The organism is Sulfitobacter brevis (assembly GCF_900112755.1).
Taxonomy (GTDB): domain Bacteria; phylum Pseudomonadota; class Alphaproteobacteria; order Rhodobacterales; family Rhodobacteraceae; genus Sulfitobacter; species Sulfitobacter brevis.
The window spans coordinates 23,785-47,279 of the sequence record NZ_FOMW01000008.1 but is presented as its reverse complement, the minus strand read 5'-3'; the positions used below and the strand labels follow the sequence as shown (position 1 = coordinate 47,279).

The 23,495-nt window shown below is 56.4% G+C and carries 26 protein-coding genes and 2 pseudogenes; 12 read left to right on the top strand and 16 right to left on the bottom strand.

The genetic code is table 11. The annotated features are described in order from the left end of the window. Positions 1-3: 3 nt before the first annotated feature. Positions 4-276, bottom strand: a pseudogene (locus BM174_RS11960) (integrase core domain-containing protein); the annotation flags it as partial. A 639-nt stretch (positions 277-915) separates the two neighbouring features. Between BM174_RS11960 and BM174_RS11955 the strand changes: the two are divergent. Then, positions 916-1,677 (top strand): substrate-binding domain-containing protein, encoded by a 762-nt coding sequence (locus BM174_RS11955; RefSeq protein WP_093924099.1) that lies wholly within the window; start codon positions 916-918, stop codon positions 1,675-1,677. Between the two features lie 41 nt (positions 1,678-1,718). After that, positions 1,719-3,161 carry a bifunctional metallophosphatase/5'-nucleotidase gene (locus BM174_RS11950; protein ID WP_093924098.1) on the top strand — a complete coding sequence of 481 codons (1,443 nt, stop codon included), beginning with the start codon at positions 1,719-1,721 and terminating at the stop codon, positions 3,159-3,161. Positions 3,162-3,249: 88 nt separating this feature from the next. On the opposite strand, the gene BM174_RS11945 is transcribed toward BM174_RS11950, so the two are convergent. The 4 genes from BM174_RS11945 to BM174_RS11930 form a co-directional block, all read right to left on the bottom strand. Further along, on the bottom strand, positions 3,250-3,924 hold the full coding sequence (locus BM174_RS11945; protein WP_093924097.1) for a TVP38/TMEM64 family protein: 675 nt from the start codon (positions 3,922-3,924) through the stop codon (positions 3,250-3,252). Then, positions 3,924-4,310, bottom strand: a complete 387-nt coding sequence (locus tag BM174_RS11940; protein WP_093924096.1) for a DUF302 domain-containing protein — start codon at positions 4,308-4,310, stop codon at positions 3,924-3,926. Before BM174_RS11940 ends, BM174_RS11945 begins: the two co-directional genes overlap by 1 nt. Before the next feature lie 213 nt (positions 4,311-4,523). Further along, positions 4,524-5,897 carry an ATP-binding protein gene (locus BM174_RS11935; protein WP_093924095.1) on the bottom strand — a complete coding sequence of 458 codons (1,374 nt, stop codon included), beginning with the start codon at positions 5,895-5,897 and terminating at the stop codon, positions 4,524-4,526. Continuing rightward, positions 5,894-6,559 (bottom strand): response regulator, encoded by a 666-nt coding sequence (locus tag BM174_RS11930; protein WP_093924094.1) that lies wholly within the window; start codon positions 6,557-6,559, stop codon positions 5,894-5,896. Before BM174_RS11930 ends, BM174_RS11935 begins: the two co-directional genes overlap by 4 nt. Before the next feature lie 84 nt (positions 6,560-6,643). On the opposite strand from BM174_RS11930, the pseudogene BM174_RS21235 reads away from it, so the two are divergent. The 5 genes and pseudogenes from BM174_RS21235 to BM174_RS11910 all read left to right on the top strand — a co-directional run. Then, positions 6,644-7,782: pseudogene (locus tag BM174_RS21235) on the top strand (cytochrome c biogenesis protein CcdA); the annotation flags it as partial. Continuing rightward, entirely contained in the window at positions 7,774-8,445 is a 672-nt protein-coding gene (locus tag BM174_RS21230; protein WP_483883279.1) for a thioredoxin family protein, read from the top strand. The pseudogene BM174_RS21235 and the gene BM174_RS21230, both read left to right, overlap by 9 nt. Continuing rightward, complete coding sequence (locus tag BM174_RS11920; protein ID WP_093924093.1) at positions 8,442-9,266, top strand: TlpA family protein disulfide reductase; 825 nt, start codon at positions 8,442-8,444, stop codon at positions 9,264-9,266. The genes BM174_RS21230 and BM174_RS11920 overlap by 4 nt, the downstream gene beginning before the upstream one ends. A 127-nt stretch (positions 9,267-9,393) precedes the next feature. Next, a complete protein-coding gene (locus BM174_RS11915) occupies positions 9,394-10,014 on the top strand; it encodes a L,D-transpeptidase (RefSeq protein ID WP_245766348.1) in 621 nt (206 codons plus the stop codon). Beyond that, the gene (locus tag BM174_RS11910; RefSeq protein WP_093924091.1) at positions 10,011-10,637 is read left to right on the top strand and encodes a DsbA family protein; all 627 of its coding nucleotides are present in this window, start codon (positions 10,011-10,013) and stop codon (positions 10,635-10,637) included. The genes BM174_RS11915 and BM174_RS11910 overlap by 4 nt, the downstream gene beginning before the upstream one ends. A 356-nt stretch (positions 10,638-10,993) precedes the next feature. Here BM174_RS11910 and BM174_RS11905 read toward each other — a convergent pair whose 3' ends face one another. The 8 genes from BM174_RS11905 to BM174_RS11870 form a co-directional block, all read right to left on the bottom strand. Next, positions 10,994-11,458 carry a DsrE family protein gene (locus BM174_RS11905; RefSeq protein ID WP_093924090.1) on the bottom strand — a complete coding sequence of 155 codons (465 nt, stop codon included), beginning with the start codon at positions 11,456-11,458 and terminating at the stop codon, positions 10,994-10,996. A gap of 117 nt (positions 11,459-11,575) precedes the next feature. Beyond that, positions 11,576-12,742: a PhnD/SsuA/transferrin family substrate-binding protein gene (locus tag BM174_RS11900; RefSeq protein WP_177209472.1), complete on the bottom strand. Its 1,167-nt coding sequence runs from the start codon at positions 12,740-12,742 to the stop codon at positions 11,576-11,578. Between the two features lie 228 nt (positions 12,743-12,970). Continuing rightward, on the bottom strand, positions 12,971-13,561 hold the full coding sequence (locus BM174_RS11895; protein ID WP_093924088.1) for a rhodanese-like domain-containing protein: 591 nt from the start codon (positions 13,559-13,561) through the stop codon (positions 12,971-12,973). A gap of 131 nt (positions 13,562-13,692) precedes the next feature. Further along, positions 13,693-14,139, bottom strand: coding sequence for a protein tyrosine phosphatase family protein (locus BM174_RS11890; protein WP_093924252.1), 447 nt, complete (start codon positions 14,137-14,139; stop codon positions 13,693-13,695). A gap of 8 nt (positions 14,140-14,147) precedes the next feature. Further along, the gene (locus tag BM174_RS11885) at positions 14,148-14,384 is read right to left on the bottom strand and encodes a rhodanese-like domain-containing protein (protein WP_093924087.1); all 237 of its coding nucleotides are present in this window, start codon (positions 14,382-14,384) and stop codon (positions 14,148-14,150) included. Positions 14,385-14,642: 258 nt separating this feature from the next. Continuing rightward, entirely contained in the window at positions 14,643-15,284 is a 642-nt protein-coding gene (locus tag BM174_RS11880) for a transmembrane anchor protein (protein WP_093924086.1), read from the bottom strand. Positions 15,285-15,302: 18 nt separating this feature from the next. After that, complete coding sequence (locus tag BM174_RS11875) at positions 15,303-16,037, bottom strand: HupE/UreJ family protein (RefSeq protein ID WP_093924085.1); 735 nt, start codon at positions 16,035-16,037, stop codon at positions 15,303-15,305. 53 nt (positions 16,038-16,090) lie between these two features. Continuing rightward, positions 16,091-16,450, bottom strand: coding sequence for a hypothetical protein (locus tag BM174_RS11870; protein ID WP_093924084.1), 360 nt, complete (start codon positions 16,448-16,450; stop codon positions 16,091-16,093). Between the two features lie 74 nt (positions 16,451-16,524). Between BM174_RS11870 and BM174_RS11865 the strand changes: the two genes are divergently transcribed. From BM174_RS11865 to BM174_RS11845, 5 genes are all read left to right on the top strand, one after another. After that, positions 16,525-16,803 (top strand): metal-sensing transcriptional repressor, encoded by a 279-nt coding sequence (locus tag BM174_RS11865; RefSeq protein ID WP_093924083.1) that lies wholly within the window; start codon positions 16,525-16,527, stop codon positions 16,801-16,803. 9 nt (positions 16,804-16,812) lie between these two features. Further along, complete coding sequence (locus BM174_RS11860) at positions 16,813-18,147, top strand: MFS transporter (protein ID WP_093924251.1); 1,335 nt, start codon at positions 16,813-16,815, stop codon at positions 18,145-18,147. 190 nt (positions 18,148-18,337) lie between these two features. After that, on the top strand, positions 18,338-19,210 hold the full coding sequence (locus BM174_RS11855) for a cation diffusion facilitator family transporter (RefSeq protein ID WP_245766347.1): 873 nt from the start codon (positions 18,338-18,340) through the stop codon (positions 19,208-19,210). Between the two features lie 267 nt (positions 19,211-19,477). Beyond that, the gene (locus BM174_RS11850; RefSeq protein WP_245766346.1) at positions 19,478-20,329 is read left to right on the top strand and encodes a sterol desaturase family protein; all 852 of its coding nucleotides are present in this window, start codon (positions 19,478-19,480) and stop codon (positions 20,327-20,329) included. Positions 20,330-20,590: 261 nt separating this feature from the next. Next, a complete protein-coding gene (locus BM174_RS11845) occupies positions 20,591-21,256 on the top strand; it encodes a L,D-transpeptidase (RefSeq protein ID WP_093924082.1) in 666 nt (221 codons plus the stop codon). A gap of 491 nt (positions 21,257-21,747) precedes the next feature. On the opposite strand, the gene BM174_RS11835 is transcribed toward BM174_RS11845, so the two are convergent. From BM174_RS11835 to BM174_RS11825, 3 genes are all read right to left on the bottom strand, one after another. Further along, positions 21,748-22,413, bottom strand: a complete 666-nt coding sequence (locus tag BM174_RS11835; protein ID WP_093924080.1) for an ankyrin repeat domain-containing protein — start codon at positions 22,411-22,413, stop codon at positions 21,748-21,750. Between the two features lie 54 nt (positions 22,414-22,467). Continuing rightward, positions 22,468-22,950, bottom strand: coding sequence for a GlcG/HbpS family heme-binding protein (locus BM174_RS11830; RefSeq protein WP_093924079.1), 483 nt, complete (start codon positions 22,948-22,950; stop codon positions 22,468-22,470). Positions 22,951-23,056: 106 nt separating this feature from the next. Next, complete coding sequence (locus tag BM174_RS11825) at positions 23,057-23,350, bottom strand: response regulator transcription factor (RefSeq protein ID WP_245766345.1); 294 nt, start codon at positions 23,348-23,350, stop codon at positions 23,057-23,059. Positions 23,351-23,495: the final 145 nt, after the last annotated feature.

The window sequence follows — 23,495 nt, the reverse complement described above, 5'->3', positions numbered from 1 at the left end:
ATTTTACGCGACCATATCGAGCACGTCGTGCTGTGCATAGAAGTTCTGTTCAGCCTCCGCTGGCGGGATGTTTCCGATGGGACCAAGCAGACGCCGGTTGTTGAACCAATCGACCCAGCCAAGGGTGGGTATTTCCAGATTCTGCATGTTGCGCCACGGGCCCTGACGATGAACCAGCCCGGTTTTGTAGAGACCATTCATCGTTTCAGCGAGGGCGTTGTCGTAGGAATCCCCGACGCTGCCGACCGACGGTTCGATGCCAGCCTTAGCCAATCTTGGGTGCAGTAACCGCAATCGCGCCCGCTTGCGTTTCCGTATGAACCTTGATGCTCAAACACCATCCGGACCGCAGGTGCGCGGACCTCTGGCGAGTATTTGCCATTTTGCTTTTTGTCATAACCATCATCCCTACTTAAGTTGATGGTCTCTAAAAGCTTGACACTCACATTCCAAAAAATCCCCACAGCAGGATCGGACATATACACCTCCCCGATGCCCGGCGGAAAAATGACCTAAGCTTAACACCAGTTGCGCCAGCATCTTAATCATCACTACACCCGCTTGGTGCGCAGGGCTTTTCGCCCTTGGTGCGTTTGAGACATAAGGCCGGGAATGCCCCAACTTTGCAAAGATCGCTTCCTGCGGGTTGCTGACCTAAATGCATGATGCAGCATGAGAGCTGGCGCATCTCACCCCACAGTTCAGGTATGCCCTTACAGCGCCCTCTCCCATAAAAGGCGTTGGTCAATACTCATCGTCGGCCGACGCACTAAGCGGAACAACCCGCCCATCATGTTTGCCGCGAATCTCAAAGCATCGTCAGATCAAAATACCCCAAACTAAATTCTTTTAGGGCGGAACATATATCAAACTTTGAATGTTTAACCATACATAACAAAATGGATGGTACACAACATGGCTACGAGGTCCTCAATTGTCTACCTTGCATTAATTGCAACTCTGGCCACTTCCTCAGCAAACGCCGACATCTCGATTTTTGGGCCTGGGGGTCCGACGCCAGCGATGAAAGAGGCGGCTCTGGCCTTTGAAAAGCAAACCGGCATTGCCGTCACGGTCACAGCGGGGCCTGCATCCAAGTGGATGGAGTCAGCAAAGATTGATGCCGATGCAATCTTTAGCGGCTCCCAGAACATGATGGATGACTTTATCACTGCACATGGTGGCATCATTAACGAAAGCGTAGAACCGCTATTTCTGCGACCCTCTGCCATTCTTGTACGCAAAGGGAACCCGAAAGAGATCAAAGGTATTGCCGATTTGGCCAGCCGTGATCTCGGACTGATGGTAGTTGACGGCGCCGGTCAGGTTGGAATGTGGGAAGATGTTGTCGGCCGACTGCGCGATGTGGATGCAATGAAAAGTTTCCGCTCGCATATAGACATTTTGGCCCCGAACAGCGGTGCCGCGCGAGACATCTGGAACAGCGACGACAGCATTGACGCTTGGCTGATATGGAACCATTGGCAGATCGACAATCCTGACATTGCAGATCTGGTTCCAACCGAGCCCGACCTCACTATTTATAGGGACGCCTCGATCGCACGGACTGAAAAGGGCAAAGATAGTGATGAAGTTACACAGTTTTTTGCATTCCTCAAAGGAGAAATGGGCGCATCCATTTTTGGCAACCATGGGTGGCAACGGCAATTTGACTAGCGTTCAGCCCACCTGGAATTACTTATTGGAATGGGGAAAAAATGTCTCGTATCACACTGCTGCAAATGAACGATTTGCACGGGTATCTGACCCCGCACCCTGAACTGATTTGGACCGCCGCTGGGCCGGAGTATCCGATGCTCGGCGGTTTAGCGCGGATCAAAACACTTTTTGATCGGATCAAATCTGAAACCTCGGGCGCAACGCTCGCGCTGGACAACGGTGACACCTTTCACGGTACCCATCTTGCCGTGACAACCAAGGGCAAAGCCCTGGTTCCACCGATCAATGCCCTTGGCCTTGCAGCTATGACCGCTCACTGGGAATTCGCATGGGGTCCAGCGCATGTCGAAGAACTCGCGGCGCGACTATCTTATCCTCTTCTAGCGGCAAACTGTTACCGGAAGGGAGACAACACCAGGCCTTTCCCCGCAACGGTCATGAGGGAGGTCGGAGGCCTGCAAATCGGGGTCATTGGCATTGCTGCGACAATCATCGATAAAAGCATGCCCCCGCATTTTTCCGAAGGTGTGCGGTTTACGAACGGCGTGGACGAAGCGCGGGCTGAGAGCGCGGCGCTCCGCTCAAAAGGCGCGGATCTAGTCATCGTTTTGTCCCACCTAGGGCTGCCGCAGGACCTAGAGCTTGCACGTCAGGTTGGCGGCATTAACGTTATCCTCAGTGGACATACCCATAACAGACTAAGCGAACCTGTCGCGGTCGGAGAAACCCTAATAATCCAGTCCGGATGCCACGGCGCGTTTATCGGTCGACTAGATTTATCGGTCGCGGACGGTCAGATTGTGGAAAGCTCCCATAGTCTCATCCAGATTGATGACACAATTACCGAAGACGCCGAGATGGCCGCACTTGTGGCAGAGGCGCAAAGCAAGGGAGAGGATCTGACGCGGATCGTCGGCCGCACCCCCATCGCCATGCACCGCAATACATGTCTGACTGCCCCAATGGATGATGTCCTGCTAGCAGCGGTTGCAAAGGCAGGAGGAACTGAAATTGCTTTCTCAAACGGATGGCGCTACGGCGTGCCCGTTCCGCCAGGGGACGTGACCTGTAACGATTTGTGGAACATCGTCCCCGTCAATCCACCGGTTTCGACTGTCACAATGTATGGCCAAGAAATCCTGAAGATGATGGAAGAAAACATCGAACGCACGTTTGCTTGCGATCCGTTCGATCAGATGGGTGGATACTTAAAACGGTTTCGAGGATTGTCGCTACAATTAAAGCTGGAGAACCCGAAATCGCAACGGATCGTTGGCGCTTTCACCCAAGGTGGCCCTCTTGATCCCAACGCGCAATACCCCGTCAGCTTCATCACAGCGCAAGGCGTGCCTGAGGCATTCGGGACGGATCGAAAAAATCTTGAGATCACGGCAATCACTGCGATGGAACGCTGGTTTGCTGATCCAGCTTGGAACGACCAAAAGAGCGTTGCCGGTGCAGGCCAAGTCACCATTGTGTAAGGAAACTGGTTCGATCAGACCTAAGAGTATCGGACGGAGGCAGCCTCATGCTACGTGTAATAATCGGACATACGTAAACTGCCCAACGTTAACTGCTCTTCTTGTTACCACGCTGACGGACCGCGACCCAAAGTATGGGCAGACCTGTGACGAGGCCAAGACCAAGCACCGCCCAAGTGGCTCGCCCCATATCTCCGCTCACGGCTTCGGCGCCGACATGGGCAATCAAGAAGCTGGCAGGTATGATCCCGGCCAGCGTCGCCAAGGCAAAACGCCAAGCATGCAGATTGCTGAGGCCCGCCGCATAGCTGACGAGGTCAAACGAGAGGAACGGCATCAGACGGCTGACAAACACTGTCCCAGTCAGCGCGTTCTGCGACCCGAATAATCCCGTGTCGATCTGCTCTCCGAACACTCGCCGCAGCGTGTCATGCCCTAGCACACGGGCAAGGCCAAAGGCGATCAGAGCGCCTATTTCAGCCCCAATGACAACTTGAACCGTTCCCCAGACATGGCCGTAAGCGGCGCCTGCAGCCATGGCAATCGGGGCGCTAGGGAGCGGGCTGGCAACGACGGCAAGGATCATCAGACCAATAATCACCAGCGGCCCCCACAGACCGGATTGCTCGACCAGTTGCTCAAGCGCGTCGCGGTTCAAAAGCTGTCGGAGATCGCCAAATGTCGAAGGCGAAAGCCACCAAATCCCGAGCGCGGCGATCCCGAGAACGGCAATCGCTGTAAGGAGATAGCCACGCACGCTCATCAAATGGCAGCGATGGCGTCGGCCAGCAAGTCTCGCACTTGTCCGGCCACGGCGTGTAGTTCTGGGTTATCAATGGCCTGCATTGACGCCACAGGGTCAATCGCGCTGACCTCGACCCCGCCCTCGACGTCTCGCAGGATCACATTGCACGGCAACATCGCGCCGACACGCGGCTCGATTTCGATGGCCTGATGGGCCATCTTCGGATTACACGCGCCCAAGATGCTGTAAGCCCGCATCTCGATGTCGAGCTTCTTTTTCATGGTGGCGGTGACATCGACTTCGGTCAAAATGCCGAAGCCCTTGTCAGCCAAAGCCGCACGGGTGCGTGCATCCACATCTTTAAAGTCGGCGTCTGCTATCAGGCGATTGATCGTATAATCCATCGAAAACCCCTTTCGGTCTGTTTCGCAACTCGTTGGTCAACGCTGCTGCTATGGAATTGTTTCGAAAAGGATGGTGCGCGTCCGCAACCATCTTCGGCCAGCCCCTTACCCGCTATCATATGCATCGCGTCACCGCTCCTACCAAATTTCATCCCGGCTGCTGCGTTGAACTGGCAATCAGAGATCTTGGAGGAAAATAGTGGCGTCCCCTCGTCAGCCTTGGTTATCGGTATGGCTCGGCAAGCGCAGCGTCACCACTTCGCCACCACCTGCACGCGGCCGAAACTCGATCTCCCCACCCAGTCGACGCAAGGCCGTGGCAACGATAGACAACCCCAAGCCACTTCCGCCATCCGCAGCGCCTTTACCGCGGAAAAAGCGATCTGAAATCTGAGACCGGTCGGCATCAGCGATGCCGCGCCCACGGTCTGAAACTGTGACAAGACAGCCATCGGCACCGCCTATGACCGCAATCTCGACCCGGCTGTCGTCCGGCGCAGCAATGATCGCGTTTTCCACCACGTTGCGTACCGCAACACTGAGCAAGATTGCATCAGCCCGCATCCCTCCGGCGTCGAGGTCTTTGATGTCGATCCCGATGTTCCGGTCAGTGGCGATGCGGGTCAGGTCGCTGGCCACGTCGCGGACCACTGAGGCCACAGAGGCCTTAGCGTGGCTTGCGCTTTCCTGCCCTTCCAGCGCGGCAAGTGCCAGCAATTGGCGCACCATCCTGTCGGCGCGCTCGACCCCTTGTTGGATGCGGTTCAGCGCTTGCAGGCGCGTTGCCGGATCTTGCGAGATCGCCGCCACTTGGGCTTGCGTCTTGATCCCCGCCAAGGGGGTTTTCAATTCATGCGCAGCAAAAGAGGTGAACGACTTTTCGCGCTCCCGCATGTCTGCCACCCTTGAGAAGAGCCCGTTCAACGCATTACCCATGGGCTTAACTTCTTGAGGCAGGGGCAGCACAGACACTGGGCTGAGGTCATCTGCCGCACGGTCTGACAACGCTTCGGCCATCTGGTCAAGCGGGCGCAACCCCCGGCGCACGCTAAACCAGATCAACAATGCGAGGATGGGGAACATAAAGAGCGCAGGCAAAAGCAGACCGGTTGTTACGTCGCGAACCAGCCGGTCGCGCACCACATAGCTATCACCCACAAGTATGCGCATCCCAAGTTCTTCGTTCACGACCGAATAGACCCGCCACTCCTCGCCATCTACCAGACTGGTGCTGAACCCCGTGTCATTGTCGGTCAGCTTACCCACCGGAGCGCTCGCGGAGCTACCTACCAAGACCCCTTCCAACGACCAAATTTGACAAGACAACTTGTGGGAATACTCCGCCGAGTCAGGAGCCGCTATTGACCTGCTGAATTTGTCTGTGGCGAGTGCCGTGGCCTGTGCGACGTCAATCCTGCGATCGGAAATCAGCGAGGAAACCATCTGGCCAGCTTCTGCCAGTCGCGCATCCAACACCCGCTCCACCTTTGCGCGGGTGGATTGTTGAACCCACGAAAAGGCGGAGAGCCAGACGATCCCCGTTGCGACAATGAGGATGGTGAATAGGCGTATCCGGATCGAGTTCATGCGGAATCTCCTGCCAGCCGATATCCCGCGCCACGCACGGTTTGAATGAAGTCCGCTCCGAGCTTGGCGCGCAATTTATGAATGTGAACCTCAACAGCGTTGCTTTCGATACCGTCCTGCCAGCCGTAGATCCGTTCTTCCAAACTGGCTTTGGACAATATCCCGCCCGGCCGTTCGAGCAGAGCAATTAGAATGGTGAATTCCCGAGGCGAGAACTCGATCTGACGGCCCTGCTTGCTGCCGATCATCCGCGCCGGATCCAACGCGAGCCCGTTCCACTGCAGTGTCGCGTCGGCGCGCCCCTCGGCCCGTCGCACAATCGCGCGAAGCCGGGCAGCGACCTCATCCAGATCGAAGGGTTTGCCCAGATAGTCGTCCGCACCGATGTCCAAACCTGCAACGCGGTCCTGCACCTGATCCAATGCGGTGAGTAGCAACACCGGCGTTTTGTCCCCTGCCCTGCGCAGGGCGTCGAGGAATTGCAGACCGGACCCGTCCGGCAACATGATGTCGAGCACGATTGCGCTGAACCCGCCCTGCAACAGCGCCTCATTCGCATCCGCAACGGTACCGACCAGTTCAGGGGTCAGACCTGACAGCCGCAATCCGACCGAGAGGCCCTCGGCCAGCGACTCGTCATCTTCAACGATCAGGATGCGCATCAGGTGCCCTTCAAAAATACTCTTTCTACCGAATGCAGGGCTTGCCTTAAGCCTCGCTTAAGGCGGGGAGGCGAGCAAGCCCGCATGAAACAGCCCTCATTAATCTACACACCGCGCGCCCTCGGCCTATTTTTCCTAAGGTTGGCCCTGTCGCTATCACTCCTGTTCGCACAGGCGTTATCCGTACAAGCGCGGTCCGGCAGCTTGTCCGCACCCCTGCCCGTCGCCGAAGCGTTCCGGATGACGGCTTCTGTCGACGGTGATGGCAGCAGATTGCTGAGCTGGGACATCGCGGAGGGCTACTATCTCTACCGCGAGTTCTTCAAGGTAGAAACTTCCGATGGCAAAGCGGTTGCGATCACCACTCAGCCCGGAGTCACTAAGGACGATCCGACCTTCGGGTCGGTCGAAATCTACTATGACGAAGCTCAGGTAGCATTCGCTGCTGTCGAAGGTTCGCTGGTCGTGACCTATCAGGGCTGTCAGGATTACGGCATCTGCTACCCGCCGGTTCAGGAAGCTTTGAGTGCGGTCGAGGTCGCCGCGCAAGTCCCCGCGACTGTCGGTGCCCCCCCTCAACTTAATCTCGCAGGCGACGAGGGCATGCTCGAAGGGCTGCAGGCACGCGGTGGGGTGGCGCTGGTGCTCGCGGGGTTCCTCTTCTTCGGGCTGTTGCTGGCCTTCACCCCCTGCATGTTTCCCATGTATCCGATCCTTGCCGGTCTGTTGACACGCCAGGGAGCCGAGCTGACCGCGCGGCGCGGGGCTGCGTTGTCGGGCGTGTACGTGTTGGCGATGGCCTCGGCATTCGGCCTGCTGGGTGTGGCGGCGGCTTGGTCTGGTCAGAACCTTCAGATGGTGCTGCAATCGCCAGCGGCGCTTTACACGGTCGCCGCGATCTTTGCCCTTCTTGCCCTGTCCAACTTCGGCGCATTCGAGTTGCAGCTTCCCGCTGCTTGGACCAGCAAACTATCCGGCGTAGGAAAAGGGTCACGCGGCACATTTACCGGCGCTGCGGCACTTGGATTCACCTCGCTTTGATCATGGGCCCCTGCGTTACGGCGCCGCTGGCCGGAGCGTTGCTGTATATCGCCGGTACCGGCGATGTCGCCCTTGGGGCGGGCGCGCTGTTCGCGCTGGGTGTCGGCCAAGGTATTCCATTGCTGATCGCAGGCACGCTTGGGCCACGGGTCCTGCCAAAGGCGGGGGCGTGGATGCACAGGGTTAAGCCTGTGTTCGGATTCGTTTTCCTTGCGATGGCGATCTGGCTGGTTGGCCGCATCAATCCCGGAGCGGGGATCCTCACGGCTTGGTCCGTCCTTTTGATTGCAGCGGGCGTGTTTGCGGGTGCCTTTGACAGTCTGTCGCCTGAATCGGGTGCGTGGGCTCGGCTGGGCAAGACCGCTGGTATCGCCGCGCTGATCTTCGGAGCTTTAATGGCTGTTGGTGCGGCGATGGGCGGCAGCGACCCGCTGCGACCGCTGGCAATGCTGGCGCAATCAAACGCGGCACCGCAGGCCCAAGGCGCCAAGTCCAGCTTCGCGGAGGTGACAGACTCCATTGCGCTGAGCGCAGCACTCAGGTCAGTCAAAGGCCGTCCGGCACTGATCTATGTCACGGCGGATTGGTGCGTCACCTGCAAGGTAATTGAACGCGAAGTTTGGAACGATCCCGCTGTTCAGACGGCTTTGCAAGACGTCGCCAGCATCGCTGTGGACCTGTCCGACTTCGGGCCGCAGGGGCAAGAGATGCTCGACCAATTAGGGGCCGTTGGTCCTCCGACGATGGTATTTCTGAACCGCAGCGGAGAAGAGGCAGCAACGACGCGCATCGTAGGTGATACGACGGCGGTGCGGGTGCTGGCCTCACTCAAGGCAATCCGATGAACCCAATTGCTATCGGACCCCTCGTGTTCTCACAGGCACAGGTACTCGCGTTCGTTGCTGCGGCTGTGTTGCTGATTGTCTCCGAATTAACTGCACGTCTGCGGCCAGAGCATGCGAAAGCAATTCATTGGGCCACGACGCTCACGGTAGTGACTTGGGTGGTCACGGCACGGGTCGGTTTCGTATTGGCGAACCTGTCCGGCTTCGCGGCATCCCCACGTGATGTCTTTGCCTTCTGGCAGGGCGGGTTCGATCCGCTCGCAGGTATTTGCGGGGTGACCGTTTTACTGCTGGTCCTGTTGTGGCGCCACCAAAGCACCTTTGCGCCGCTGTTTGCGGCCGTCGCACTGGCAGGAACGACCGCGATCGCCGTCGGCCTGATGGTGCCCGCTCCTGCCCTACGGCAACTGCCAGAGGGACTTTACGCAAGCCTTGATAGGGGCGATCCGAGACCCTTGGCAACAAACGGCAGACCGCTTGTTCTAAACCTCTGGGCCACATGGTGCCCGCCCTGCCGCCGCGAGATGCCGATGATGACCGAGGTCGCAGCAGCGGAGCAGGATGTGACATTCGCCTTCGCAAACCAAGGAGAAAGCGCCGCAACGATCCGCGATTTCCTTACCCGCCTCAATCTCAGGACAGGAGCCATGGTCCTTGATCCCCAAATGAACCTCATGGCCGAGCTGAACATGCTCGGCCTACCCAGCACATTGTTTTTCTCGTCAGACGGACACCTGCAATCGGTGCGAACCGGCGAGATTTCGCGGGCTGCCCTGCTCGCACAGATCAAGGACTTAAAAGGAGTTCCCAATGTTCATTGATACCCCCCGTGGGAGGGCGGCGCTTGCGCTGCTTTTGCTCCCGTTTCTAGCTGCTTGTGCGCAGCCGGCCGCCAAGCCGCTCGCAACCGCGCCAGCTTCAAATCCGTTGGTAAATCCAGAATTGAAAATGATCTACAGCGCAATAGAGGATGGAGAAGAGACAATCCCCGCGGTACCGGATGCGTTCTTGTCAGAGCGCAACAGGCGGCAACTGGTCGACTATCGGACCAAGGAAAAACCCGGCACGATCGTGGTCGATCCCTTCGCTCGTTTTCTCTACCTCGTGATGGAGGACAACACTGCGATGCGATATGGAGTCGCGGTCGGGGACCAAGGGCGCGGCTTTTCGGGCACGGGCAACATCCCGTTCAAACGCGCCTGGCCGCGCTGGACGCCAACGCCCAACATGCTGAAACGCGATCCTGACCTTTATGCGCCGCATCGTGGCGGCATGGAGGGCGGGATCGACAACCCACTCGGCGCGCGGGCTCTCTATATGTTTAAGGATGGCCGCGACACGCTTTATCGCATCCACGGCACCAACAACCCCGGCTCCATCGGCAGGGCACAATCGGCAGGCTGCATCCGCCTGTTCAACCAAGACATCGTCGATTTGCACGACAGGGTGGCGTCAGGCGCCAAGGTTGTCGTGCTGAGCGAAGAAGAAAGCGGCTTGGGCACCGTCCCACTCGCGGGGCAAGCAATTGCCAATTCCGATACAATCCTAAACTCAGGAGACAACACATGACACTTGTAACGCGACGCACCATTCTCGGAACCGCAGCAGGTTTTATCGCCGCAAGCAGCCTGACCTTTGCAGGTGGGGCGGCCAAGGCTGAAACTGCCGATATGACCATCGATGAAGTGCTGTTCGACCCAGACAATCCGGTGCTAGGCAACCCTGACGGCGACGTCACGATTGTAGAGTATTTCGACTACCAATGTCCCTATTGTAAAGCCAACCACCCTATTCTGACCGATGTGGTGGAGAACGATGGAAACATTCGTTTGGTGATGAAGGACTGGCCCATCTTCGGTGCGCCTTCCGTGACTGCAAGCCAACTGGCCCTCGGAGCCGCCAAAGGCGGTGGCTATGAGAAAGCCAGTGATGCGCTGATGGCGACGGAGGGCCGTTTGTCGGATGAGATCGTGCGCCAGACACTTTCTGACGCCGGCTTCGACCCCTCCGCACTGGAAGCCGCCTACAAAGCAGATCGAGCTAAATGGGACGGGCTTCTGGGCCGCAACTCAAAGCAGGCATCGCTCATGGGTTTACAGGGAACGCCCGCCTTCATTATCGGGACAACAATATACCCCGGCGCGATGGACAAAGCAGCACTTCTCGAAGCTGTGGCTCTGGCCCGCGCCTGAGGGCGCTGCCGACCCGCAGGCATTCGTGTAAGAGTATTGGAAAACTTGACCGGGCTGCACACGCCGGCCCGGTCAAAGGTAAAACTGGCGTTGAATGGATTGCAAGGTGCTGCGCGCGATAGCTACCCATGACGCCAGATTTCAGATGTGCAACGTCTCGCTTCCAGCCGTTTTCGATTATCGGTTTACTGGTGGCCTTCGTGCGACTCTTCGGTTTGCAGGGAGCAAGTGAACCCTGAGAGCCCATTGGTGGCCAAACTATACGCGGAAAAGACTGGCGCACGAGACAAACAAGGGCATCTCGTGCGTCAGCCTCAAGCAACACAGCTTCCCACTTCGGCGTGCATTAGCTCGGCTCAGGGTTTAATATAAGTATAACCCATTTGCTGAAGATGCGAGAGTTCGGCCACGCCGCTTGGCACAATGTCTTCCTGAAACACGTCGAACAGATCGTTCTCATACGAGATATTTCGACCCTGCAACGTGTTGTTGCAGACGTGTACGGAGACGTTCTGACCTTTCAGTCCCAAAATCTGACCCTGCAGGCTCTCATTGCTTTTCGCCTGTGACAAAAGCCCCAGCCCGTTGCCATGCAGGACGATCTTGACTTCGATGTTCTCTTCGCCAACCGCGTTAATGTGGTTTTGGATATTCTGCATCGCACCGCGGTAAAGCTTGTCCTCCGGGCCGCCGTCATAGTTAATATGATACACGACCTTTTGCTTGCCATATCGCTCGCTCGCCTCGGCATCGCTGCTTTGCGCAACCATTGCCGCCGCGAGTAGCACGACGGATAAGCACATCAAATAAATACGTTTCATAAGATCCTCCCTGGATTTCGCCCTTGAAACACGGGCACGGAAATCATGGCAGGAATGGGTGATCGTGAAACCTAAGCGAAGCCCTGAGCTTTGCGCCAAATTCGCCTAGGGCTTACCCTAGGTTGCCAACGCGACGAGCTGGCTCGAGGTGCGCGCACCAAACTTCCGCAAAAGATTCGCGCGGTGAAACTCTACTGTTTTGGGGCTGATCCGCAGTTTTATCGCAATCTCTTTGGTGGAATCTCCCTGCGCCACAAGAGCAAGCACTTGCCGCTCCCTACGGGTTAGACCCGCTTCTTCGGCTTTATCCGGTGGGTCTGAAATTTCTTCGCGGGGCGTACTGATTGACCGCAGCCGCTGCCAGATCAAGCCTGCGGCGATCAGCGCTAGGATGAAGATACCACCGAACCACAGGCGAATGGGCCATGGGCTTTCAATCTGCGGCCGCGCGGTGCGGGCTTTAAACGCCTCCAGCACCTCTAGCACCCCATGGTAGGGAACCGGCGCCGACCAAAGCTCTGTGACGCCTAGTGTTTTGGCAATCGGGCTGCCCTGCGCTTGCAACAGCGCCAGCGTGACCCTGTTTTTCAGCGTTTGACTAGTCCCTGCGACCGCGACGAAGGGCCACTCCGGGTAAAGCCCCGTGCTTACCCTGTCAGGGTGGCTATAGGTCACATTGGTATTGAGGTAGGCAAAAGCCTCTGGATCAATGCGCCCCTCGCGGGACATCTCCTCGATCAGGCCACTGCGCACAATGCCAACATCGGCCTTGCCCGCCAAAACTTGCAGCACCACCTGATCCATGGGGAAGCCAACAAACCGAATGTCTTGGTCGCCCCCCAGCAGGTCTACACCCGCGCGGTCAAACTCGTACCACGCCATTTGAAACCCACCAAAAGCGTTGCGATCAACCGCGACGACCGACTTTTCCGCGGTATCCTTCAGCGTAGCAATGCCGCTGCCTTTCAATGTGAAGATCGTACTGCCAAATTCGCCAGACAGGGTGCCGTCCGACTTCCACTGCGAACGGGAGGCAAGCACGCTGAGACGATATGATTTATTCAGTGCTACAAAGTGCCCCGGGTTGGTGATGAGAAAGTCCAGTTGCCCTGCATCAATCTGCTGATTGGCCGAGGATAGCGTTATCGGGACAATCTCGAACGACCAGTCGGGAATTGTTGCATTGAGATAATCGCGCAGAGCCAGCCATCTGATTTGCAACTGATCGGACCCGCGATAAGCCAGCACCCCTATACGGGCTTCGCTAGGGGCGCTCTGTGCCACCGCAACGCTGCTGAAACAGAGACCGACACCGCAAACAAAGGCCTGCAGGCAGCGGAAAAGCAGTCTTAGACAACTCGGTATTGCGGCAATGCTGTTCATACAATTTCCCGCGTTTTCCGGAGGGAGATGGGCACATCAGGTCTGAGCGTTAGCCTGTAATCGAGCTTACCGTGGCCGCTTCAGAATGCAACATTTACACTGAGGGTCTCACGCTTATACAAGAGCCCCTCAGTCCTCTCCTGTCACGGTTAAACCCAGCATGCGCCAGACCTGCATGCCCCCGCGATAGTAGGAGATACGATCCGCGGGATAGCCCGCCTCAATCATGTTGCGAATGGCGGTCGGGGATTGCCCGCACCAAATGCCGTTGCAGAACAGCGCCACTGGTTTTGCGCTGTCGCAAATCCATCCGTCAAAATCTGGCTCGCAGCCTAACTGGCCCAATTGATCAAGGATGAAGGTGTAGGGGATATTGACCGCGCCGGGGATCGTGCCGCCCTGAAACCAGTCGCTGGTGCGGCTGTCGACGACAACTGCCTCAGGGTCCTGAAGCATCGCAATTAACTCCAACTCGCCGATCGTGGTCACACCTTCGGCGGGGGTGAAGGGCTGGATGCAGAAGTCGGGACACGGACGCGAGGTCTTAGCCCACTCGCCTTTAATCTCGTTCTCGGTATCCTGAATCCTGTTGATCTCGACCAGACCGCCGGGGGTCTGCACAGCGACGGACGGCATATCCTTGGTGATGCCGACAGTGACATCCGCGCGCCCCACACTAGCTGCAAATAACAAAGTAATCGCCAATACCAGTCGCTTCATCTCTAGCATCCCTTTATCCCTACGGTTGATTTAGCCTCACAATAGCCAATGAACGCAAATGCGTCATTGTTTATCATTTCAAGGGATCTGCCTAAGCTCTTATCGGACTGCACGCAGGCAAAAGTTAATCCTCAAGCATTCCGATCTGCATACGACTTCACAAACGCACCGATTTTCTCTTCGGATAAATCGAGACCGTATTTCTGACCCAACGCGATCGCCTCTTCACCTGTCAGCCCGTCCTCCACAGCCCGCGCCATCAGCGCCATTGCGCCCGCGCGCTTGCCAGAGGCGCAGTGCAACAACACTGGCGTGGGCAGCTTGGCGAGTCTGTGTCGGAATATATCGACGGTCACATCATCCAAAGTCTCCGCAGATACTGGATGATGTAGATATGTGAGCCCCGCACGCTCGGCCAAGCGCTGCTCCTCGCCGGGCTGGACCTCCTGTTTTTCTTCGCTGGTGCGAAAGTTCACGATGCTCATAAAGCCCTGCTCGGCGGCCTTCTTTAGGTCAGCCGAGCAGGGCGCAAAACGTGCGACGCTGAGATTGCTGTCGATGTTGATTACGTTGTCCATATCAATGTTCATTCTTTCTTTTCTGTCTCCGTGGGATAGCCTGCGGCGGTCCGTGCCTTCCAACTGACGGGCACATCGTGAATGTTATCATGTCCATTCGCTGCAAGCAGGCTTAATGCGATGCTCGCGCGAAATTCGCTGGCGCAATAGGTCGCGTAGGAGCCTTTGCGATCGAGGTCCTCCAGCTTGTCGCGCAGATCACCGAAGAATACGTGCGGCGCGTCTGGAATATGCCTCTTTCCCACTCATCTGGCTTGCGCACACCAGTGGCGTGATGTCCGCTGCATCTTGCAGATCGTGGACTTCTCTATGAGAAATCTAGTGCAGAAATTTTACAGCACCACCATGACTACTACCCGACGATTGAGCGATGATCTTGGTGGTGCTGTAAACGATAGATATCCTCGTTCAGCCGGTCTTGCTGAACGCACATTTAGCCAAAAATGCTATGGCCAAGTAGCTGGTGGTGATCCCCCCGTAGATGGCGGGGGACCACCTCGCTTCTACTTTGGTAGTTTCATCTCGCTGTAATCGCCCCGCGCGTAAAGTGTCACGGTCACATCCTGTTTGTCGCGGTTGCGCCAAAACCAGCCGTGATTGCCGCTAAAGGCGGCCGTCAGAACGCCTTCGCCGCGCGGCTCTGCCCGGCCTTTTTCATAGCTGATGTCCTTGCCGCCGCCGTCGCCATGCAGGTCATAATTGACCACCCCGCCTTCTGCGACCCAGAGAAACTCAGCCTCAGCGCCTTCTTCCATGGCCAACTTCACCTCAGCCCCTTCGCCCGGTGTCAGGATGAGGCTGTATTGTTCGGTCCATTCCGCCGCGACGACTTCTTCGGCATAGGCTGCTCCGAAGAAGATACCAAAGATTCCGCCCGAGACGCTGGACTGTTCTTCGACCACAGGTGCGGTCTGCAGCTGCATCAGACGATCCTCTTCAGCTTCCTCCGCCAACTGGGTTTTGATTTCGCCCATCTCGGCGAGCCCCAAGGCTTTGCCGACGCCGGTGGGGTCAATGTTGTATTCAGCAGGCAGCACTACCAGCGTCAGGATCGCCACAGCCGAGGCCGCCGCGATTGCAGTCGACTTCAACAATTGCGCCGAGGTCGGCAGGTCTTCGGGGGTGGGTTTGTTACCATTGTGCATTTCGAGTTTTCCTTTGAGTTACGTGAGAAAGAAGCCGGTCAACTGGTATCCGACCAGAATGAACCCGGCCGACATCATGACGACATTCGCGGTATAGGCATGCTTCCAGAAGCCAGCCGTCTTACGCCAAAAGCCCATGATAATCAGGATCGCGGCAAGCGCGAGGATCTGGCCCAGTTCCACGCCCACATTGAACGCCAGAAGGTTGGGCAAAAGCCCGTCCTTGGCGATGTTGTAGTCGAGGATTTTGGTGGCCAGACCCAGCCCGTGAAAGAACCCGAAGATCAGGGTCGCGGCCTTAGTGTTGGGTTGGAAGCCGAACCACCGCTGATAGGCGCCCAGATTGTCGAGCGCCTTGTAGACGACGGACAACCCGATGATGGCGTCGATCAGGTAAGAACTGAAGTTCCAGCCGAAGTAGACCCCGGCCAGCATGGTGGTTGAATGCCCGATGGCAAATAGGCTGACATAGATGGCGACGTGCTTCATCTTGTAGAGGAAGAAGACGACGCCAAACAGGAACAGCAGATGGTCATAGCCCGTGACCATATGTTTGGCCCCGAGATACATGAACGGGATCAGCTTCATCCCGCTGACCTCCATGATATAGCCCTTGTCACCGGCGGTGACGGCATGGGCATAGGCAGATGATGCAAAGGCCGTGAGGGCCAGCAGGATCATCGCCAGTAGGATCAGGGGCCGGCGCAACGCGTGCAGGTCTGCCCCCGAACCAAAGGCTCGGTTGTGTGTCATTTTGAGATTTTCCGCTTGGTAAGTTATGGGACGAGCAGGCCGAAAGGCCGTGTCTATCCGCGCGGAGGTCGATCAAAATCGATTGGTTTGTGGTCTGGCAGATCCGAAGCGATCATGATCCAGACTGTACTCGTAAGGGCGAGGTAACTGGCCTCTCGCCGCTGCGGCAGAATGGCCGCCGCATGATCATGGTCAACCATGTCATGGGGGTGCCCGTGATAAGCGTCCACTAACTCTACCAGATCAACGTGTTCATGGCCGTGATCTTCGATACTTGTTTGTTGCTGTGTTGCGATCTGGGCGAGGTCCGGCGGATTGTGCGAAACGATGCGTGCATTGGCGGCCAGCAGGATGCCAATCGCCAAGGCGAAGGTCAGGGCGTGCCGAAAGAGCCTTGTAATCTGCCGTTTCATCCTGCTCGTTTTCCTACGGGTTCTGGGTGGCCTGCCCGCTTGCTCTATCCCCTCCGGGGGGATAGAACTTTCTTATGACAGATCATTTGCCGCATGCAACCCACCCTGAAATCGTGAAACGGCTGAAACGTGCCAACGGACATTTGCTGAGTGTCATTAGCATGATCGAGGCGCAGAGGCCCTGTGTCGATCTGGCTCAGCAACTTCACGCCGTCGAGAAGGCTATCGCGCAAGCCAAACGCACGTTGATTCAGGACCACATCGACCACTGTCTTGATGCGGTACTGGCTGCACCCAAAGATGAAAGCGCGCGAACGATCTCTGATTTCAAGGACATCACCAAATACCTTTGAGAGGTCATGATGCTCGCCATTCTTGCAGACCGCACTTACCGCCACCTGTTTTTGGCCCAAATCATTGCGCTTTTAGGGACCGGTCTTGCCACCATTGCCCTCGGCCTGCTCGCCTATGATCTTGCGGGCGAAAACGCGGCGCTGGTATTGGGCTTGGTCTTTACAATCAAGATGGTCGCCTATGTCGGGGTAGCCCCGATCGCTGGCGCATTTGCCAACCGCTGGCCCCGTCGGACGATGCTCGTGAGCCTCGATTTGATCCGCGCCGCCGTCGCCCTCTGCCTGCCTTTTGTGAATGAAATCTGGCAGGTCTATGTGTTGATCTTCGTTCTGCAATCCGCCTCTGCCGCTTTTACGCCGACGTTCCAGGCGACCATCCCCGACATCTTGCCGGAAGAAGAGCGATACACGCGCGCGCTGTCCCTCTCTCGCTTGGCCTATGATCTGGAGAATCTGGTTAGTCCTGCTTTGGCCGCCCTTCTGCTGGCCGTCGTCAGCTATCAGACGTTGTTCTTCGGCACTGTGGTGGGGTTCGTAGGCTCCGCATTGCTGGTGATTTCCGTGATGCTTCCCAGCCCGCAAGAAACAGCGCCGCGCGGGATCTATGACCGAACAACGCGAGGGTTGCGGATTTACCTTGCGACACCGCGTCTTCGGGGCCTTTTGTCGCTGAACCTTGCGGCGGCCGCAGCGGGTGCGATGGTGTTGGTAAACACGGTCATTCTTGTCAAAGTTGACTTGGGGCTGGGAGACACCCAAGTCGCCATCGCGCTTGGCGCGTTTGGCGGCGGCTCGATGCTTGCTGCACTGGTGCTCCCTCGAATGTTGGATACTTGGGCGGATCGACCTGTGATGATCGGGGGTGCGGCGATCTTGGTGGTCACCCTGTTGGGACTTGCTGCTATCGGTATCGTGATTGGTCTGCAGTGGTATTTATTGCTCGCCGGATGGGTTGTCATCGGCCTCGGATATTCGACTGTTTTGACCCCCTCAGGGCGGCTGTTGAAGCGCTCGGCGCATCCCGAAGACCGGCCTGCGGTCTATGCCGCCCAATTTGCCCTGTCCCATGCTTGCTGGCTGGTAACCTATCCGCTTGCCGGATGGCTGATCACTGCCTCAGGACCCGCGACGGCCCTTGTCAGCCTCGCGTTATTGGCCGCTCTCGGACTGGTTGGTGGTGTGCTCCTCTGGCCACGTAATGATGCAGAGGCTCTTGCACATGTACATGAAGATTTGCCTGAGGATCATCCTCACCTGCGTGACGGGCGATCGCACAGCCATCCGATCGTTATCGATGACTACCACCCACATTGGCCCCGCGTGGGCGATACGACATCACGATGATAACCAAGATAAACAGCGAGGGAATGCGATCCGGACATTGGATACGTTGCGGCCTTTGGAACGTATTGTCTGGGAACTGACTTTAGCCGCGACGCGCATCAAAAACTGATGGGTGGAATTTGGCGACAGTCGAAATATGTTAAATTAACATCGGATTTATACCGATCGAAAAATCGAGAAGGAATTCTGAGTGAGCGATCATAATCACGACGAACCAGGGCATAGCCACGTTCCAAAAAACGAACGCAAACTTGCGATTGCGGCAATACTGACAGGTGGGTTCATGTTCGCCGAGGTTATCGGTGGCGTCGTATCCGGATCTCTTGCCTTGATCGCAGACGCAGGTCATATGTTGACTGATTTTGCTTCACTTTTGCTGGCGTGGTTCGCCATCCGGCTGGCCCGCAAGCCAGCGGATTGGAAGTTAACCTATGGGTTTGACCGGTTTTCGGTGCTGGCGGCTTTGGTCAATGGCTTGTCGCTGTTTGCGATTGCGATCTGGATCACTATCGAAGCGATCCGACGATTTCAGGACCCACAAGAAATCCTTGGCGGGGTCATGTTGTGGGTTGCTGTGGGCGGGCTGGTGATCAATCTCGTTTCATTCTGGATGCTGACCCGTGGCGAGAGCGAAAACCTGAATGTCCGAGCGGCGACGCTCCATGTCGCAGGGGACCTTTTCGGCTCGGTCGCAGCCCTGATCGCCTCTATTGTAATCATCTACACCGGCTGGACCCCTATTGACCCGCTGCTCTCTGTTCTTGTCGTTTTGATCATCCTGAAATCTGCCTGGGCAGTTGTGAAGGAAAGTTCTCACATCCTTCTTGAAGGTGCCCCGAAAGGTTTTGATCGAAGACAGGTCTCTGAAATCCTACTGCAGGACGTCGAGGGCGTCACCGCCGTTCATCACATACACGCTTGGTCAGTTACCCAAGAGCGGCCCATGGTGACGATGGAGATAGAGGTTGATGCTGAGCACAATATCAAATCTGTAAAGCAGGAAGTGAAAGACGTCCTGAGCTCCAAATTTAATATTGAGCATTCGACAGTTGAGGTTGTTTAGGGACATCCAGTGAACTTTAGGCACGCTATGTATAACGAGAATAGCAAACGTCTTAGCGGATCCTGACCTTCGGAGCGTCCAGCGCCTTACAATAGAAAATCGGGCTGCCACATTATGCGTTCAGCGAAGCCGCCGAGATCGGTGTTTTTTTAGCGCTCGAGACGGTAGGCACGAGTATATCGGAGCACTCATCGATATGGCCGCTGCATGTCTAACAAGACTTTGCTGGCCGGCTTGTGGTATCGCTGGGCATAGGGAATTACGGCTTTGGAAAACATCATTAACTATGAACCTGCGATCCGGATGGCAGTCTTTTTTGGCATCTTGATTGTCATGGCCATTTGGGAGCTTGCAGCACCACGGCGACGGGTCGAGATTCCCCGGCTGGTAAGATGGTCGAACAACTTAGGCCTCGTGGTGTTGGATTCCGTGCTTGTCAGGCTTGCTTTCCCCATTGTGGCGGTGGGCTTGGCGGCTATCGCCACGGAAAACGACTGGGGGATATTCAACCAGTTTCCCGTCCCCGGTTGGATTGCAGTGATCCTTGCAGTTCTGGCGCTCGATCTCGCAATTTATCTGCAACATGTATTATTCCATGCGGTTCCGGCCTTGTGGCGTTTGCATCGGGTGCATCATGCGGATTTGGAATTTGATGTGACAACCGGCGTTCGTTTCCACCCGCTCGAGATCCTGATTTCCATGGCGATCAAGCTACTTCTTATACTGGCGCTTGGCCCGCCCGCCATTGCAGTGCTGATCTTCGAAGTCTTGTTGAACGGAACGTCCTTGTTCAATCATTCGAACGTGCGGCTCCCGTTTCGACTGGATGCATTGCTGCGTCTGATCATCGTCACACCGGACATGCACCGAGTGCATCATTCGATCTTGCCCTCAGAGACCAACAGCAACTTTGGTTTCAACCTGCCATGGTGGGACCGGCTCTTGGGAACCTATCTTGCACAACCAAGCGCGGGGCATGTCGGGATGACCATAGGCATCGAGCAGTTTCGGACCAAACGAGATCTGTGGATCGATCGCCTGCTGCTCCAGCCGTTCCGCGGCCCAGCCTCTGGCTATCCTCTGAACAGCACCGAACAAAGACCGGAAAATGATCGGTAGCGCGCGGCTTAGAAATTAACAAAGTTTTGAAACCGTAGCAAAATTGGTCGCTCTGGACACATCCGGAATGTCGCCGCACAATATAACGACGTTTTATAACGACGTTTTGGCGTTTGGACATTTATGCCGCTCGCTCTTGGGTAAGTGATGACCCCTTGCGGCCCTAACTGCTGTACACAGGCATTTTACCCGATGCTGAACGCGCAGGTAATTACATCCCGATGAAAACTTGATACGTTCGTGACGATCAGGAGCACAAACATGTTAACCAAACGCCATTTTATCATTTCTACTGCAGCGCTATTTTCCGCACCGCTTTCAATTTCATCCGCAGTTGCAGCGACAACAGATCGGTCGAAGTGGGATGCATGGGACGCGCAAGTGACGCCTGCCGGTTATGACCCCAGCACAACCAATCCTTGGGGTGTCGCATCGCGGTTCCTTCCTCGCGTGGTCGAAGCAAATGCAAACCTGACTGCGGGTGATATCCATGTCGATGCTGTTGCGCGCTATCTGTATCACATCCGTGATAACGGCACCGCAATGAGGTACGGCGTGGCCATCGCACGGGGTAACCTCTATGAACCGGGAACTTACTCCATCAGGCGCAAAGCTAAGTGGCCAACTTGGACGCCGACCCCGGCGATGATTAAGCGCGATCCGGAATTGTATGAGCAGCATGCGGATGGCATGGATGCCGGGCCCTCAAACCCGCTTGGATCACGCGCTTTGTATCTCTTTGTTGGAAATAGAGACACATATCTGCGCATCCACGGATCACCCAGCCCACGTTCGATTGGTGGCAGAGCCAGTTCCGGCTGCGTGCGGATGATTATGCCGCACATAAATGATCTTTATGAGCAGGTTAGTTCTGGCTCCACAGCGATCCTGTATGCTCCGGAAGAACTGGCCACTGCAAACAGCTAACTCGCTTAAGTTAGGGCGAAGAATTTAGAAAAGCGCCAAGCGCTTTTCCAATTCATCCAGTCACTGCTGGGCGGCTGCAAATAGGGCGGCCATTCTCCGCACGAAGCGGTAGAAATGTCGTTTCGACAGGGCCGACATGTCGATAGACATAACAACCATCAGCAGGGTCTATCCGAACGGTGGTCAGATCTTGGTTATTTGCTGCGATTGCAAGAACGCCCTCAGGCAATTCTTTGAAGAACCCCTCGGAGGGGCTGCCAGTCGTGCTCTGCACATCCCCGCAGGCTGCAACCAGCAAAGCCGCACATCCCACAAGCCAAACTCGAATGTTCATCAGTAAGTATCCCAGAAGTTTCTACGAATCGACTAAAGTGTTTCGGCCTGAAAGTAAAATTGACTGATGGGTGGATTATGGGAAGTTCGCAACGAGCTTAGTGAGCGCAGCAGCCATTCCGAAGCAGTACGATTTGGCAAGGTCATCGCCATATCTCCTATTTCAGAATTTCGACCATTTCGGCGTAGCCGCGGGATATGGCATGTTGCAGCGGCGATATCCCATCGCTATCTCCGATGGATTTATCTGCTCCAGCATCAACGAGGATTTGCACCGTCTTGATATGATCAGGGCCACCGTCGCCCAATACGACCGCTTCAATCAGCGCCGTCCATGCCAGATTGTTGACATGGTCGAGAGGTGCGCCACCTTCGACAAGACGCGCGACCACGTCGTGATGTCCGAGGTGGGCTGCGGCAATAAGGGCTGTGCCGTCATAAACGCTGGTGATTTGGTCCGGGGCGTTCCCAAGTTCCATTGCGAGCGATACCAATTCAGGATCGTCCGCGACGGCGGCAATTGTCAGCACGTCATAGGCGCGATTTTCCAAGGCGTTCATATCAGCGCCACCGTTTGCCAGTGCTGTCAGCGCGTCATCGTGTGATGCAAAACCCGCGATGTGTGCAGGCGTGCGCTGGGACCGATCACGGATATCCACATCGGCTCCTGCTGCAATCAGACGGTTGATCTCATCCACGTCACCCTCATGGGCCGCAAGATGTAAACCTGCATAAGACGCGATGTCTGATGCGGATGGGGCTGTCTGCGCGATCGCAGACCCAGCGGTGCCGATTGCCAAAGCGAGCAGTGAGAAACGACGCATGTTGTAACCTTTCAAATTGAATGGCCCGCCCCAATAAGGGACGGGCCGTGTGGGTTACTCAGCGCCGATTGCGTCAAGACCTGCACGGGCGCATGTCTCGTCAATCGCGCCGGATGGTGCGCCACCGACACCGATGCCACCAACCAATGCGCCACCGATCCGGACGGGTAGTCCGCCAGCCTGGATCACCAGACGGCTGTCCATATCGCGTAGACCACCATTTTCAGGGTTGCTACCAATAAACCCCGCAAGGCCTGCCGTGTCACGGCCCAAGCTTGCGGATGTGAACGCTTTGCCTGTGCTGGACCCGACGGTGTGCGGGCCTGCGCTGTCGGCACGCAAAAGCACTTTAGTCTCGCCGCTGCGCGCAACGATTGCGACGCTGACGTTGTGGCCTTCAGCAGAACATGCTGCGACAGCGGCTTGTGCGGCTGTGGTTGCCATCTCGAGCGGCAAGTAAGGTGCTGTGGGCAGGTCTTGGGCAAAGGCTGCGAAAGGTGTCAGCAGAGCTGCAGCAAGTGCGATGGAACGGATCATTTTATATTTCCTTTTGTTGAACTGATGCCCTTGTTCTAATTCGCCGCTGTGATCGGCGATATTCGTAGCATCCGCAAAGGGGTCCGTAGTTCTACTGATCAGTGTGTTAATCTGCCTGTGCATCCAACCAGTAACGGGTCAATTCCGCCGCCGAGGACGTGCCCGCCTTGACCGCAATGGCCGCACGGTGGCTTTCAACTGTGCGGGGCGACAGGCTCAGCGCGTCAGCGATTTGCTTGGTCGTCAGACCCTTTGCGATCATCTCAAGAACCTGTTGTTCGCGTGCGGACAAATGCTGCACCAACGCCACCGCCTCTGCACGTTCAGCAGAGACTTGTTGGCGAATTTCAAGCTCCGCATGGCCTTTTTGGATCGCGTCGATCAAGTCTTGCTCGTCCACAGGCTTGCTGAGGAAATCAATTGCCCCATTGCGAAACGCGCGCCTGCACGCCTCGATATCGCCGTGTCCGCTGATAATAACAGTAGGCTGCGTATTCCGGGGTCATCCGGCCACTGATTCCGAAAGTATCCGGCCACCCATTCCG